This window comes from Ramlibacter sp., from assembly GCA_019635435.1.
Lineage (GTDB): Bacteria > Pseudomonadota > Gammaproteobacteria > Burkholderiales > Burkholderiaceae_C > JAHBZM01.
In genome coordinates, this window is the sequence record JAHBZM010000001.1 from 315,754 (window position 1) to 329,023 (window position 13,270).

The following is a 13,270-nucleotide window of genomic DNA, read 5'->3' on the forward strand; positions in this document are numbered from 1 at the left end:
CCAAACTCCAGCGCATGAAAGTCCTTGTTCTGGGCGCCGGCATCATCGGCACAAGCACCGCGTGGCACCTGCTGGAGCGCGGCCACGACGTGACCGTGGTCGACCGCCAGCCCGACGCCGCGCTGGAAACCAGTTTTGCCAATGCCGCGCAGATCTCGGTGAGCTACTGCGAGCCCTGGGCCAACCGCGATGCGCCGGCCAAGCTGCTCAAGTGGATGTTCCGCAATGACGCCCCGCTGCTGTTCAGGCCGCACCTGGACTGGCAGCAATGGCGCTGGGGCTTGCAATTCCTGAGCCAGTGCAACGACACCGCCTTTGAGCGCAATGTGCAGCAGCTCGTGGCACTGGGCGCCTACAGCCACGCCGCGCTCAAGGACATGGTCAGCGCCACCGGCATCACGTACAACCGGCTGGAGCGCGGCATTGCGCATTACTTCACCGACCAGAAGTCGTTTGACGCCGCGGCCGATGCCGCCCAGCTCATGCAGAAATACGGCGTGCAGCGCCGCGTGGTGAGCCGCGACGAGCTGCTGCGCATCGAACCCGCGTTCAAGTCGTTTGGCCACCGCATCGTGGGCGGCACCTACACGGCCAGCGACGAGAGCGGTGACGCGCGTGTGTTCACCCAGGAGCTGGCGCGCCGCTGCGCCACGCGGGGCGCCCAGTTCCTGTTCGGCCACGACATCGAGCGCCTGGACAAGGCCGGCGGCATCATCGCCGGCGTGGCCGTGGCCGACCGCGCCACCGGCGCGCGCCGCACGCTGCAGGCCGACGCCATTGTGGTGGCCTGCGGCAGCTACAGCGCGCCGCTGCTGCGCAGCGTGGGCGTGAACCTCGCGCTGTACCCGGGCAAGGGCTACAGCGCCACCTTCAGGCTCAAGAAGCCCGAGCTGGCCCCTTACGTCTCCACCATCGACGACGAAGTGAAATGCGCCATGAGCCGCCTGGGCGATGACCTGCGCGTGGCCGGCACCATCGAACTCAACGGCTTCGACCTGTCGCTGGACACGCCGCTGGCCCGCGCACGCTGCCGCATGCTGGCCGAGCGCATCGAGGCCGTGCTGCCCGGCGTGTGCGACACCCGCACCGAAGCCGAAGGCGGCAACCCGCGCTTCTGGACCGGCCTGCGCCCGGCCACGCCCACCAACATCCCCTACATCGGCCAGACCCGGGTACGCAACCTCTGGGTCAACGCCGGCCACGGCACCCTGGGCTGGACCCACGGCGCGGGCTCGGGCAAGGCCCTGGCCGAGCTGATCAGCGGCGAGCGGCCCGACATGGCGTTTGGCTTCTGCGGCGCGGCGGCGCCACGCAGGGTGCGCGGGTCGGCGCGGCCACTCGGAACCGCGTAAGCGAAACGGCCTAAGGCCGGGGCGGGCCGATCGGCCAGAGTCGAAATCTGTAGGCGCCGGCCTACACGCAGATGGGGCCGCCTCGGAAATAATGAGCGACCCCCACCACCCATCGCCGCCATGCCCCTGCTGTCGACGCGCGCGTACGTCCCGCTGGCCATCGCGGCCCTCCTGGCTGGTCCCCAGACTGCGCTGGCGCAGCCCATGGCCGCCAACCTGGTCGACCTGTCGATCGAACAGCTGACCAACATCGAGGTCGTTTCGGTGGCCAAGCGCGTCCAGGCGCTGTCGGACGTGGCCGGCGACATCTATGTGATCACCCGCGACGACATCCGCCGTTCGGGCGCGACCACCCTGCCCGAAGCCTTGCGGCTGGCGCCCAACCTGCAGGTGGCGCGCGCCGACGCCAACCAGTACGCCATCAGTGCCCGGGGCCTGAACTCCGTGCTGGCCGACAAGATGCTGGTGCAGATCGACGGGCGCACCGTCTACTCGCCGCTGTTCTCGGGCACTTTCTGGGAAGCCCAGGACGTGATGCTCGAGGACGTGGAACGCATTGAAGTGCTCAGCGGCTCGGGCGGCACGCTGTATGGCTCCAACGCGGTCAACGGCGTGATCAGCATCATCACCCGCCACACCGCCGACACCCAGGGCACGCTGTTCAGCGCCGGGGCCGGCAACCACGAAAGCGCGCTGGCCGCGCGCTGGGGCGGCGCCACCCTCGAGGGCACCAGCTACCGGCTGTATGCCAAGCGCACGCGGCGCGACGCCACCGAGCTGGCCAGCGGCGCATCGGTCAACGATGCGGCCGTCATGACGCAGGCGGGCTTTCGCGCCGACCGCACCGACGGCGCGCAAGTCATGACGCTGCAGGGCGATGCCTACGAAACCACCATCGATGAAGCCACGGGCCAGCGCCGGCTCTCGGGCATGAACCTGCTGGGCCGCTGGCGCGGGCCGGTGGCTGGCGGCACGGGCCAGTTCCAGGCCTACCTGGACCGGGCCGTGCGCGACGCGCCTTCCACATTGCGCGACGTGGTCGACACCGTGGACCTGGACTACCAGCACGCGTTGCAGCCCCTGGCCGGGCACCGCCTGCTGCTGGGCGGCGGCTGGCGCTCCCAGCATGACCGGGTGGACAACTACGCGCCCGCCAGGGTCGCCCTGCTGCCAACCGAGCGGCACCTGCAGCTGTGGAACCTGTTTGCCCAGGACGAGTTATCGCTGGCGCCGCGCGTCAGGCTCACGCTGGGCCTGAAGCTGGAGCACAACGACTACTCGGGGCTGGAGCACCTGCCCAGCGCCCGGCTGGCCTGGGACGTGGCGCCCAACCACCTGCTGTGGGCCGCCGCGTCGCGCAGCGTGCGGGCGCCGGCACGCATTGACCGCGACCTTTACGCCCCGGTGCTCCCCATGGGCAGCCCGCTGTTCGAGTCCGAGGTGGCCAAGGTGTATGAGCTGGGATGGCGGGCCCAGCCCCGCCCGGCGCTGTCGTATTCGGTCACGCTGTTCCACCATGACTTCAGCCGGCTGCGCTCGCTGGACTTTGGCCCGGCCGGCGGTTCGCTCAACAACAATTTCGAAGGCACGCTCAGCGGCGTGTCGGCCTGGGGCTCGCTGCGCATGTCAGACACCTGGCGCCTTCGCGGCAGCTACCTGTACCAGCGCGAACACCTGCAGGCCCGCCCCGGCGTGCCGCCGCCCTCGTCCATCAGCGCGCTGGGCAACGACCCTTCACACCAGTTGACGCTGGGCTCCTCGCACGACCTCGGCCACGCCACCACGCTGGACCTGCAGCTGCGTCGCATCGGGGCGCTGCCCGACCCGCCCGTGGCAGGCTACACCGTGCTCGATGCGCGGCTGGGCTGGCAGGTCAGCCCCACCCTCGAACTGTCGCTCACGGCACACAACCTCAACCGGGCGCGGCACGTGGAGTGGAACACCCAGGTGGCCGTGCCGCGCAGCGTGTTCCTCAAAGCCGTCTGGCGGCTCTAGGGCGCCCGCATGACCCCGACCCGATCCCTGCTGCTGGCGCTGGCCCTGACCTTGGGCGCGTGGGCCGGCGGGCTGGCCGGCACCGCGCGGGCAGAGACGGCCCAGGAGCGGGCCACGGCGTCGCTGGTCAAGGCGGTCTTCCTGCACAAGTTCGCCAGCTTTGTTGAATGGCCCGCGGGCACCTTCGCCCAGCCCACCAGCCCGCTCAAGATCGGCGTGCTGGGCGACCCCACCGTCTGGAAAGACCTGCTGGACACGGCCCGCGACCGCGACCGTGATGGCCGCCCCGTGTGGGTCACGCAGCTGACCGAGGGCGCGTCCCTGGCGGGCTACCACATCCTCTTCCTCAAGGCTCCGTCCGAGACGCGCCTGGCCGAACTGCTGGCCCAGGTGCCCTCGGGCGTGCTCACGGTGACCGACACGGGCGGCCCCGCGCCGCGCGGCTCGGTGATCCATTTCCAGATTGACGAGGGGCGCGTGCAGCTCGATGTGTCGGTGGAGGCCGCCACCCGCCAGGGCCTGAAGCTGAGCCCGCGGCTGCTTTCGGCCGCGCGCAACGTGCGATCGGTGCAGTAGCGCCGTTGCCTGCGGCTACGATGCCGGGATGAGCGAACCCCGACACTTTCTCTTTCTTGTGGCCTCCACGCGCCTGGCCCCCGAAGACGGCGGCCACCTGGGCAACACCGAATGGCTGGCTCGCCAGGCCGCCACCGCACTGCCCGCCGGCACGCTGCAAACCTGGCTGCCGCTGGCGCGCATGACGCTGCCGCCCTTTGTGGACCAGCGCCACACCACGGGCCAGTACCCGCTGCCCGGCGGCGACCTCAAAACCCTGCTCGACGCCACGATGGCCGCCACCGACATCGTGCTGGTCTCGCCCGTCTACTGGTACAGCCTGCCCGCGCCGCTCAAGACCTACATCGACCACTGGAGCGCCTGGATGCGCGTGCCCGGCCTGCCGTTCAAGGACGCCATGGCCAAAAAGTCCTTGCGGCTCATCACCACCAGCGGTGACCGGGCCAAGGCGCAGCCGATGATCGACTCTGTCACACTGTGCGCCCAGTTCCTGTCCATGGCCTGGGGCGGCGCGCTGTGGGGCAAGGGCGGGCCGCCCGACGCCGTGCCGGCCGACACCCAGGCCGTGGCGCAAGCCGCTACTTTTTTGATAGCGCACAACGACCGCTGAGCCTGGACTGGAGGCCGATTCCTCCAACAATTCACTGCAAATGACATTCATGGCTGCCACGCTGGGCATTGACTTTGGCACTTCCAACTCGGCCGCGGCCTGGCGCGCGGACGGCGGCCCCGCGCGCCCCATTGCGCTGGAAGGCGGCGCCCACGCGCTGCCCACGGCCATCTTCTTCAACGCCGAGGAACGCAGGACCCACTTTGGCCGCGACGCCGTGACCCAGTACCTGGCGGGTACCGAGGGGCGGCTCATGCGCTCGCTCAAGAGCCTGCTGGGCAGCGCGCTGCTGCTGGAGACCACCGAGGTCAACGGCCAGGGCATGAGCTACCTGGACATCATCGGCACCTTTCTCAAGGAAGTGGTGGCGCGCGCCCGCGCGCAGACCGGCGCCGAGCCCGGGCGCGTGGTGCTGGGCCGCCCCGTGCACTTTGTGGACGACGACCCGCAGCGCGACGCGCTGGCCCAGCAGATGCTGCTGCAGGCCGCGCAGGCCGCCGGCCTGCGCAATGTGGGCTTTCAGCTGGAGCCGATTGCCGCGGCCTTTGACCACGAGCAGCGGCTGGACCGCGAGCAGCTGGTGCTGGTGACCGACATTGGCGGCGGCACCTCGGACTTCACCGTGGTGCGGCTGGGCCCCGAGCGCGCGCGGCGCGGCGGCGACCGTGGCGCCGACATCCTGGCCACGCGCGGCGTGCACATTGGCGGCACCGACTTTGACCAGAAGCTCAGCCTGGAGCAGGCCATGCCGCTGCTGGGCTTCCGGCACATCGGGCCGCAGCAGCGCGAGGTGCCCAGCCCCGTGTTCTTTGACCTGGCCACCTGGCACCTGATCCACTGGCGCTACGGCCCGCGCGCGCTGCGCGAGGCCCAGGCCCTGCGCGTGAACTACAGCGACCTGACGCTGCACCGCCGGCTCATGACCGTGCTGGAGCAGCGCCTGGGCCACCACCTGGCCAATGATGTGGAACAGGCCAAGATCGCCTGCAGCCAGGACGGCCACACCGCCGAGCTGGCGCTGGACTACATCGAGCGCGGCCTGGGCGCGAGCCTGGACGCCCCCACGCTGAGCCACCACCTGGCCCCGCTGCTGCAGCGCGTGGTGCAGTGCGCGCAGGACTGCGTGCAGGAGGCCGGCCTGCGGCCCGGCGAGCTGGACGCGATCTACCTCACCGGCGGCTCATCGGCCCTCACGCCGTTCCAGCACGCGCTGCAGCAGGCGTTTTCGGGGACGCCGCTGGTGGAGGGGGATTTGTTTGGGGGGGTGGCGGCGGGACTGGTTTATGAGGCTGCAGGAGCCAAACAGGGGCCGGACGGGGGCTAGCGACCTCTCACGCCACGGTTCGGTTTACGCGATCTGCCGAAATCCGCTGCGGATCAAATACTCGTGCGTTGCGGAATGGTTTTGAATTCCCAACACCGGTCGGTCAGTTCATTGCGCTCGCGGCACCGCCTGCAGCAGTTGTTAAGCATCACCGAGCCGTAGGGACTTCGCCATTTTCTCAAGGTCATCGGCGACAGCAGTGAAGCCAAAGTAATTTGTGGGATGCTCGTAAGAGCGCTCTGCCATGGAATCTGGCGTGTAGCCTTCAAGTCTGCTGCGGAGTTCATCTCGAATCATTAGCGCGTCAACTTTGAATCGCCTATCCCACTCGGCGTTTCGTTCGTACGCCGCACGCATCGTTGCAGCTGTGAATCTATCCCAGAGACGCTTCTTGTCATCCTGATCTGCGGCCCTGGCCATATCGTGCCATTCGTTCTCGTGGATCGAGTTATCGATAGCTTGTTGACGGCGAATAAATTCTCGAATGTTTGCCACAAAGTCTATGGCCTTGGTTGAGAGCGCCGAGGACGTGGAGTCAACAATGGCGTGCACTTTTTCGTCGAACTTCAAGGCTCGATCTTTGTATTGCTCCACTTGCTCCGCCTTGAGGTGAAGGCGCTCTCGCAAAGTTTCGTTCGAAGCCTTCGCCTGTTCTACAAGTGCTGTATACCTCCATCGCGCAACGACGTAAGCCAGTCCAAACATAGCCGCAGCGACTCCGCAGAAGGTGAGGGGCGCCGCCGAAACGACAACCCATTCTTTAGCCAACAACTGGAAGAATTCTGTCATTCGCGATTCTCGTAAGGCCTAGCGGAATGTAGCCGGAAAGCTCGGCGACACAAAACGGCTACCTCTGCAAGGACTGGTACTACCTACGCCGTCTTTACGCAATTGCTTGCTCCAGTCAATGGAAAAGCGAACCAGGCATCGAAGGTTCCGCACTACCCCAACCGGTCTACTCCACCTTCAACCCCACCAGCTTCGGGTCCTCGGGCGGGTAGCGCAGCCCCAGTGACTTGAGCTTGTCGCGCACCAGCGTGGCGATCATCAGGTTGCGATGGGTCTTGGAGTCGGCGGGCACCACGGTCCACGGCGCCCAGGGGGTGCTGGTGGCGCCCAGCAGCGCTTCGTAGGCGGCCTGGTAATCGGCCCACTGCTTGCGCGCGTCCAGGTCGCCCATGCTGAACTTCCAGTGCTTGGTCGGGTCGTCAATGCGCTCCTGCAAACGCTGGCGCTGCTCTTCAAAGCTGATGTGCAGCATGAACTTCATGATCACCGTGCCGGTCTCGCTCAGCAGGCGCTCGAAGTCGTTGATGTGGGCGTAGCGCTGGCGCGTCTGCTCGGGCGTGATCCAGCCGTTCACGGGTGGCACCAGCACGTCTTCGTAGTGGCTGCGGTTGAAGATCATGAACTCGCCGGCGCCGGGCACCTGCTGGTGGATGCGCCACAGGTAGTCGTGCGCGCGCTCGGGTTCGGTGGGGGCCTTCCAGCCCACGGTGTGCACGCCCAGCGCGCTGGTGCGGCTGAACACGCCGCGGATGGTGCCGTCCTTGCCGGCCGTGTCGGTGCCCTGCAGCACCACCAGCAGCTTGAAGCGCCGGTCGGCATAGAACAGGTCCTGCAACCCGTCCAGCTCCATGGCCAGCGCCTCCACGGCGACCTTGTCGTCGGCCTTGTTGCCGCTGGAATAGGGCTTGGCCGAAGGCTGGCAGCCTTTCAGTGAAAACGGCTTGCCCTTGCCATCGGTGGGGGGCTGCCATGCCGCCAGCGCGTCGACGCCCGGGGTGTCGCTCTTGCTGTCCTTGTTGCCGTTGGCCATGGCGTTCTCCGTGTGGTGTTGAGCCAGAGGATACCGGTCATGGCGCGAGCGCGGCGGCCACGCGTGCGCGCTGCACGGGCAGCAGCTCGGTTTCAAACCAGGGGTTGCGCCGCAACCAGAGGTTGTTGCGCGGGCTGGGGTGGGGCAGCGCCAGCACAGCCGGGTCGCGGCTGCGCCAGCCCTGCACCACCTCGGTCAGCGTGGCACCGGCGCCGGGCAGGTGCCAGGCCTGCGCGTGCTGGCCAATCACCAGCGTAAGCCGCAGCTGCCGCAGGCCGGCCAGCAGGGGCTGGCGCCAGGTGGCGGCGCATTCGGGCCGCGGCGGCAGGTCGCCGGCCCGGCCGGTGCCCGGGTAGCAAAAGCCCATGGGGACGATGGCGACGCGCCGCTGGTCATAAAACACCTCGCGCGACACGCCCAGCCAGTCGCGCAGCCGCTCGCCGCTGGCGTCGTCAAACGGGACACCGCTGGCATGCACCTTGCGCCCCGGCGCCTGCCCGGCCACCAGCAGGCGCGCGGCCGGGTGCAGCTGCAGCACCGGGCGCGGGCCCAGGGGCAGGTGCGCGGCGCACAAGGTACAAGCGCGTACCTCGGCGAGCGCATGTTGCAGGTCTTTCATGGCTGGAGTCCAGGAGGGGCGGCCACTGTTTGCTATCAAAACAGGAGTAAATCCGGGGCCCCGGGCCCCCCAAGCCGGCTCAGGGGAAACCCACCTGTTGAACGCCACAGTTGGCGGCACCCGGGCGCGGCGCGATCATGGCGCCGCCCCCAACAAGGGCGCCCTGCGCTTGTGCAGCGGTTTCGCACGGCCGGCCACCCGGGCCACCGCGCGAAGACAACGGAGACAAACATCATGCGTCGTTGCTTCATCCTGTCCCTTCTCGCGCTCGCGTTGCCGCTGCAGGCCTGGTCGCAGACCAGCGCGGTCACGCCCACCAGCATCGCCATCCACCACATTGGCCCGTTCGTGGGCCAGCTCGCGGAGTCCAACGCCGAGGCATTGCGCGGCGCCGAGCTGTATTTTGACCAGGTCAACGCGGCGGGCGGCATCCACGGCCGCAAGGTCACGCTGCAAAAGCTCGACGACAAGCAGGACGGCAAGGAGGCCGGGCGCCTGTTCAAGGAGCTGATCGACCAGCAGAAGGCGCTGGCGGTGTTCATGCCGCGCACCACGCCGTCCACGCAGGCGCTGATGACGCTGTCGGAGGAGTCGGGCGTGCCGCTGGTGGCGTCGCAGTCGGGCGCGGCCTTCATCACCGAGCCGCTCAAGCGCAGCGTGTTCTCGCTGCGCGCCTCGTACCAGGACGAGGTGATCTCGCTGATCCAGCTCATGAACTCCACCGGCATCACGCGCTTTGGCTTTCTGGCCGCCACCGACTCCTACGGCAAGGACGTGATGGAGGGCGCGCAGCGCGCGCTGAAGGAGCTCAAGCTCGAAGCCGTCTCGGTCCAGCCCGTGGACCAGAAGACGCCCGAGGTTGCCGATGCGGTGACCAAGATGCTCGCGGCCAACCCGCAGGTAGTGGTCCTGATCGCGGGCGTGAAGGGCGCGACCGATTTCGTCAAGCTGTACCGCAGCAAGGGCGGCACGGCCCAGTTTGCGGCGCTGTCCAACAACGGTTCGGACTCGTTTGTGAAAGCCCTGGGCGAGTACAAGCGCGGCGTGATCGTGACGCAGATCGTGCCCACGCCGTTTCGGCGCAACAAGCGCTTTGTGCGTGACTACGTGAACCTGATGGACGCCCACAAGATCACGCCCAGCTTTGTCTCGCTGTATGGCTACCTGTCGGCCCGCGTGCTGGTGGAGGGCCTGCGCCGCGCCGGGCGCGACCTCACGCCCGAGAAGCTCACCAACGCGCTGCAGGGCCTGGGCACCTATGACCTGGGCGACTACCTGATCGAGTTTGGCCCGCAGCGCCGCCAGGGCACCAAGTTTGTCCAGGCGTCCATCATTGGCTACGACGGCAAGTTCACCAACTAGGGCCCCTTGCCCGGTCTACACGTCGTGCGTGTAGACGATGAAGCCCAGGTGCGCGGCCACCTTGTCGTACAGCAGCCGCCCCGCCGCATTGGTGGTGTGGGTCTGCCAGTACACGCGCTTGATGCCCGCGGCCCGGGCCTGCGCATACACCCCCTGGATCAGCGCCCGGCCCACGCCGCGCCCGCGCGCGGCGGGCGTAGTGAACAGGTCCTGCAGGTAGCAGGTCAGCTCCAGCCGCGTGGTGCTGCGGTGGTACAGGTAATGCGTGAGGCCCAGCAGCTGGCCATCGGCCTCGGCCACCAGCGCAAACACCGGCTCCAACGGGTCAAAGAAGCGCTGCCAGGTGGCGGCGGTGATGGCGGGGTTGAGCGCCGTGGCGCCCTCGCGGCCATAAAAGGCGTTGTAGCCGTCCCAAAGCGGCGTCCAGGCCGCATGGTCTTGCAGCCGGATCGGGCGGATCAGAGGTGCCGTCGTCATTCGCTGTCGCTTTCTGAAAGTAGATGGGCCACGCACTTGGCGGCCAGCCGAAGCAGCAGAAGGTACACGATCACGACGATGGCCAGCAAACTGTCCGAGGCCAGTTCGGTCCGCAGCGGCTGGTAGAACATGCCGAGCATGGCCAGTCCCGCCCCATAGGGCAGCAACCGCAGGCAGGAGCGAAAGACCGGACGCATCAGCCGCCATGATGCACTTTGCGCACAATCACCCCATGCTCATCGTCTTCGCAGGCCTGCCCGGCACCGGCAAAACCACGTTGGCGCGCGAGTTCGCGCGCCGCAGGAGCGCGGTGTACCTGCGGATCGACAGCTTTGAGCAGGCCTTGCGCCGGGCCAGCCCGCAGGCCCGGGACAGCGCCGCCGGCTATACCGCGGTCCAGGCCGTGGCGGCGGACAACCTGCGGCTGGGGCACTGCGTGGTGGCCGATGCGGTCAACGCCGCGCCCGAGGCCCGCCGGGGCTGGGCCGCCGTGGCGGCGGGCGCCTCGGTGCCCTGCCATTGGGGGGAGGTTGTCTGCACGGACCGGGCCGAGCACCGCCGCCGCGCCGAGTCGCGCGAGCCCGACATCGCGGGCCACACGCTGCCGCGCTGGGACGCCATCGAGGCCATGGGCTGGACGCCCCTGGGCGGCGAGGCGCTGCGCCTGGACACCGCCAGCACCCCGATCGCGGTCCACCTGGCCGTTTTGATGCAGAAATGGCCTGGAGTCCAGGACTGGCGGCCGTAGTGTACTATCAAATCAGGAGCAAATCGCTTCCCGGGCCTAGGCGGCCAGCACCTGCCAGAGCTTGCCGGCCGTGAGCGGCATCTGCAGCCCCGGCGTGGCCGCCGCAAAGCCGCCACGCGCCAGGGCATCGGCCACGGCATTGACCACGCTGGGCGTGGCGCCAATGGTGCCCAGCTCGCCCACGCCCTTGACGCCCAGCGGGTTGTTCTTGCACGGGGTGGACTGGTCCATCTCGGTCACAAAGTCGCAGGCCATCAGGTCGGCGCGCGGCGCGCAGTAGTCCATCAGGCTGCCGGTCACGGGCTGGCCGGTGTCCTTGTCGTAAACCATGTGCTCGCACAGCGCCTGGCCCAGGCCCTGCACGGCGCCGCCATCGAGTTGCCCGCGCACGATCATCGGGTTGACCACGCGGCCTACGTCGTTGACGCTGCTGTAGCGCACCACCTGCACTTCGCCGGTGGCCGCATCGACCTCCACCTCGCTGATGTGGCAACCGTTGGGCCAGGTGGGCCCGCTCACGGCGCTGGTGCTGTCCATGTGGATGCGGCCTTCGGGCTGCTTGCCCGCCAGCGCAAACAGGCTGATGCCCAGGTCGGTGCCCTTGACCTTGAACTGCCCCGCGGCATAGGCAATGTCGTCGGCCGCGGCCTCCAGCTCTTTGGCGGCCAGCTGCTTGGCGTGCTCGATGGTGCGCTCGGAACCCACGCGCATGGCCGAGCCGCCGGTGAACAGCGAGCGCGAGCCCGCGCTGCCAAAGCCGTCGCCGCGGTCGGTGTCGCCCAGCACCACCTTGACCTGCTCAATCGGCACGCCAAACACGTCCACCACCAGCTGCGCCAGCGTGGTGGCAATGCCCTGGCCCATCTGGTTGACGGCGGAGAACACCTCGATGGTGCCGTCGGCCTTCACGTCCACCGTCACGCGTTCCTCGAACACGTTGCCGCCGGTCCACTCCAGAAAAGTCGCAATGCCCAGGCCGCGCAGCTTGCCTTGTGCCTTGCTTTGCGCGGCGCGCGCATCAAAACCGGCCCAGTCGGCCAGCGCCAGGCCCTGGTCCATGACTTTTTCAAACTGGCCGGTGTCATAGGTCTGGCCCATGGGGTTCTTGTAGGGCATCTGTTCGGGCGCGATGAAGTTGCGCCGGCGCAGCGCAATGCGGTCGATGCCGGTCTGGCGCGCGGCTTCGTCCATGAGCCGCTCCATGAGGAAGATGGCCTCGGGCCGGCCCGCGCCGCGGTAGGCGCTGGTGGGCGCGGTGTTGGTGAGCACGGCCTTGTAGTGGAAGTCGATGGTCTGGATGTCGTAGACGCTGGTCTGCACCCAGGGGCCGATCAGCAGCTGGATGGCCACGCCCGTGCCCGTGGCGTAGGCGCCCACATTGGCCAGTGTGCGCAGGCGCAGCGCAAGGATCTTGCCGTCGGCCGCCAGGGCCAGCTCGGCCTGGCATTGCTGGTCGCGGCCATGGGCGGTGGACAAGAACTCTTCGCTGCGGTCGGCCACCCATTTCACGGGGCGCTTGAGCGCATGGGCGGCCCAGGCCACGGCAGCGTCCTCGGGGTAGATGCCGGTCTTCATGCCAAAGCCGCCGCCCACGTCGCCCACGGTCACGCGCACCTTGTCGCGCGGCAGGCCCAGCACGTCGTTGCACAGCGAGTTTTTCACGCCCGAGGGCATCTGGCTGCTCATGTTGAGCGTCAGGCGCCCATCCTCAGCCACCCAGGCCAGCACCGAGCGCGGCTCGATGGTCAGCGCCGCCACGCGCTGATTGACCACGTTGAGCTGGATCGTGTGCGCCGCCTGGGCAAAGGCCGCCGTGGTGGCGGCCTCGTTGCCGTGGCGCATTTCGGCGGCGATGTTGTCGGGGGCCTCGTCGCACAGCGCCGGGGCGCCCGCGGCGGTGGCGCCGTCCAGGTCCACCACCTGGGGCAGCTCCTCGTAGTCGACCATCACGGCCTCAGCCGCGTCACGCGCCTGCTGCAGGGTTTCGGCCACCACCATGGCCACGGCCTCGCCCACGAAGCGGGCCCGCTCATGGGCCAGCACATGGCGCGGCGGCGTGGCGCCAGGCGCGCCGCCGGGGCGCTTGAAGTTGGCGCTGCCCGGAATGGGCTTGACGCCCGCGGCCACCAGCTCGGCACCCGTGGTCACGGCCACCACGCCGGGCATGGCCAGGGCGGCTGCGGTGTCGATGGACACGATGCGCGCATGCGCGTAGGGCGAGCGCACAAAGCACAGGCGCAGCTGGCCCTGCGGCACCACGTCGTCGGTGTAGCGGCCCAGGCCCTTGAGCAGGCTCTCGTCTTCCAGGCGCTTGACGGCCTGGCCGCTGCCGAATTTGAAGGCTTCGCCCGCAGGCGCGTCGGGGGTGAGGGTGTCGGTGGTCATGGG

General features: G+C 68.4%; 13 protein-coding genes. 7 read left to right on the forward strand and 6 right to left on the reverse strand.

Going from position 1 to position 13,270, the window contains the following annotated elements:
- Positions 1-14: 14 nt before the first annotated feature.
- The 5 genes from KF796_01475 (at position 15) to KF796_01495 (ending at position 5,857) form a co-directional block, all read left to right on the forward strand.
- Positions 15-1,352, forward strand: coding sequence for a D-amino acid dehydrogenase (locus KF796_01475; GenBank protein ID MBX3585283.1), 1,338 nt, complete (start codon positions 15-17; stop codon positions 1,350-1,352).
- Between the two features lie 120 nt (positions 1,353-1,472).
- Entirely contained in the window at positions 1,473-3,347 is a 1,875-nt protein-coding gene (locus tag KF796_01480; GenBank protein ID MBX3585284.1) for a TonB-dependent receptor, read from the forward strand.
- Between the two features lie 9 nt (positions 3,348-3,356).
- On the forward strand, positions 3,357-3,923 hold the full coding sequence (locus KF796_01485; GenBank protein ID MBX3585285.1) for a YfiR family protein: 567 nt from the start codon (positions 3,357-3,359) through the stop codon (positions 3,921-3,923).
- Positions 3,924-3,951: 28 nt separating this feature from the next.
- Positions 3,952-4,533, forward strand: coding sequence for an NAD(P)H-dependent oxidoreductase (locus KF796_01490; GenBank protein ID MBX3585286.1), 582 nt, complete (start codon positions 3,952-3,954; stop codon positions 4,531-4,533).
- A 40-nt stretch (positions 4,534-4,573) separates the two neighbouring features.
- On the forward strand, positions 4,574-5,857 hold the full coding sequence (locus KF796_01495; protein ID MBX3585287.1) for an Hsp70 family protein: 1,284 nt from the start codon (positions 4,574-4,576) through the stop codon (positions 5,855-5,857).
- 141 nt (positions 5,858-5,998) lie between these two features.
- Here the strand turns inward: KF796_01495 and KF796_01500 are convergent, their stop codons facing one another.
- The 3 genes from KF796_01500 to KF796_01510 form a co-directional block, all read right to left on the reverse strand.
- Positions 5,999-6,646: a hypothetical protein gene (locus KF796_01500; GenBank protein ID MBX3585288.1), complete on the reverse strand. Its 648-nt coding sequence runs from the start codon at positions 6,644-6,646 to the stop codon at positions 5,999-6,001.
- Between the two features lie 166 nt (positions 6,647-6,812).
- Positions 6,813-7,676, reverse strand: a complete 864-nt coding sequence (locus KF796_01505; GenBank protein MBX3585289.1) for a polyphosphate--nucleotide phosphotransferase — start codon at positions 7,674-7,676, stop codon at positions 6,813-6,815.
- Between the two features lie 37 nt (positions 7,677-7,713).
- Positions 7,714-8,295 carry a uracil-DNA glycosylase family protein gene (locus KF796_01510; protein ID MBX3585290.1) on the reverse strand — a complete coding sequence of 194 codons (582 nt, stop codon included), beginning with the start codon at positions 8,293-8,295 and terminating at the stop codon, positions 7,714-7,716.
- Between the two features lie 234 nt (positions 8,296-8,529).
- Here KF796_01510 and KF796_01515 point away from each other — a divergent pair, with 234 nt between their 5' ends.
- Positions 8,530-9,657, forward strand: coding sequence for an ABC transporter substrate-binding protein (locus tag KF796_01515; GenBank protein ID MBX3585291.1), 1,128 nt, complete (start codon positions 8,530-8,532; stop codon positions 9,655-9,657).
- 15 nt (positions 9,658-9,672) lie between these two features.
- On the opposite strand, the gene KF796_01520 is transcribed toward KF796_01515, so the two are convergent.
- Entirely contained in the window at positions 9,673-10,134 is a 462-nt protein-coding gene (locus tag KF796_01520; GenBank protein ID MBX3585292.1) for a GNAT family N-acetyltransferase, read from the reverse strand.
- A complete protein-coding gene (locus tag KF796_01525) occupies positions 10,131-10,331 on the reverse strand; it encodes a hypothetical protein (GenBank protein ID MBX3585293.1) in 201 nt (66 codons plus the stop codon). Before KF796_01525 ends, KF796_01520 begins: the two co-directional genes overlap by 4 nt.
- A 35-nt stretch (positions 10,332-10,366) precedes the next feature.
- Between KF796_01525 and KF796_01530 the strand changes: the two genes are divergently transcribed.
- Positions 10,367-10,882, forward strand: coding sequence for an AAA family ATPase (locus KF796_01530; protein MBX3585294.1), 516 nt, complete (start codon positions 10,367-10,369; stop codon positions 10,880-10,882).
- A gap of 36 nt (positions 10,883-10,918) precedes the next feature.
- Here the strand turns inward: KF796_01530 and KF796_01535 are convergent, their stop codons facing one another.
- Entirely contained in the window at positions 10,919-13,267 is a 2,349-nt protein-coding gene (locus tag KF796_01535; protein MBX3585295.1) for a xanthine dehydrogenase family protein molybdopterin-binding subunit, read from the reverse strand.
- Positions 13,268-13,270 lie beyond the last annotated feature (3 nt).

Bases quoted from the DNA above. Each gene is read 5' to 3' on its own strand.
- KF796_01480 (MBX3585284.1), top strand. From the start codon at position 1,473: ATGCCCCTGCTGTCGACGCGCGCGTACGTCCCGCTGGCCATCGCGGCC.
- KF796_01490 (MBX3585286.1), top strand. From the start codon at position 3,952: ATGAGCGAACCCCGACACTTTCTCTTTCTTGTGGCCTCCACGCGCCTG.
- KF796_01520 (MBX3585292.1), bottom strand. From the start codon at position 10,134: ATGACGACGGCACCTCTGATCCGCCCGATCCGGCTGCAAGACCATGCG.
- KF796_01505 (MBX3585289.1), bottom strand. From the start codon at position 7,676: ATGGCCAACGGCAACAAGGACAGCAAGAGCGACACCCCGGGCGTCGAC.
- KF796_01475 (MBX3585283.1), top strand. From the start codon at position 15: ATGAAAGTCCTTGTTCTGGGCGCCGGCATCATCGGCACAAGCACCGCG.
- KF796_01495 (MBX3585287.1), top strand. From the start codon at position 4,574: ATGACATTCATGGCTGCCACGCTGGGCATTGACTTTGGCACTTCCAAC.
- KF796_01525 (MBX3585293.1), bottom strand. From the start codon at position 10,331: ATGCGTCCGGTCTTTCGCTCCTGCCTGCGGTTGCTGCCCTATGGGGCG.
- KF796_01485 (MBX3585285.1), top strand. From the start codon at position 3,357: ATGACCCCGACCCGATCCCTGCTGCTGGCGCTGGCCCTGACCTTGGGC.
- KF796_01515 (MBX3585291.1), top strand. From the start codon at position 8,530: ATGCGTCGTTGCTTCATCCTGTCCCTTCTCGCGCTCGCGTTGCCGCTG.
- KF796_01535 (MBX3585295.1), bottom strand. From the start codon at position 13,267: ATGACCACCGACACCCTCACCCCCGACGCGCCTGCGGGCGAAGCCTTC.
- KF796_01510 (MBX3585290.1), bottom strand. From the start codon at position 8,295: ATGAAAGACCTGCAACATGCGCTCGCCGAGGTACGCGCTTGTACCTTG.
- KF796_01530 (MBX3585294.1), top strand. From the start codon at position 10,367: ATGCTCATCGTCTTCGCAGGCCTGCCCGGCACCGGCAAAACCACGTTG.
- KF796_01500 (MBX3585288.1), bottom strand. From the start codon at position 6,646: ATGACAGAATTCTTCCAGTTGTTGGCTAAAGAATGGGTTGTCGTTTCG.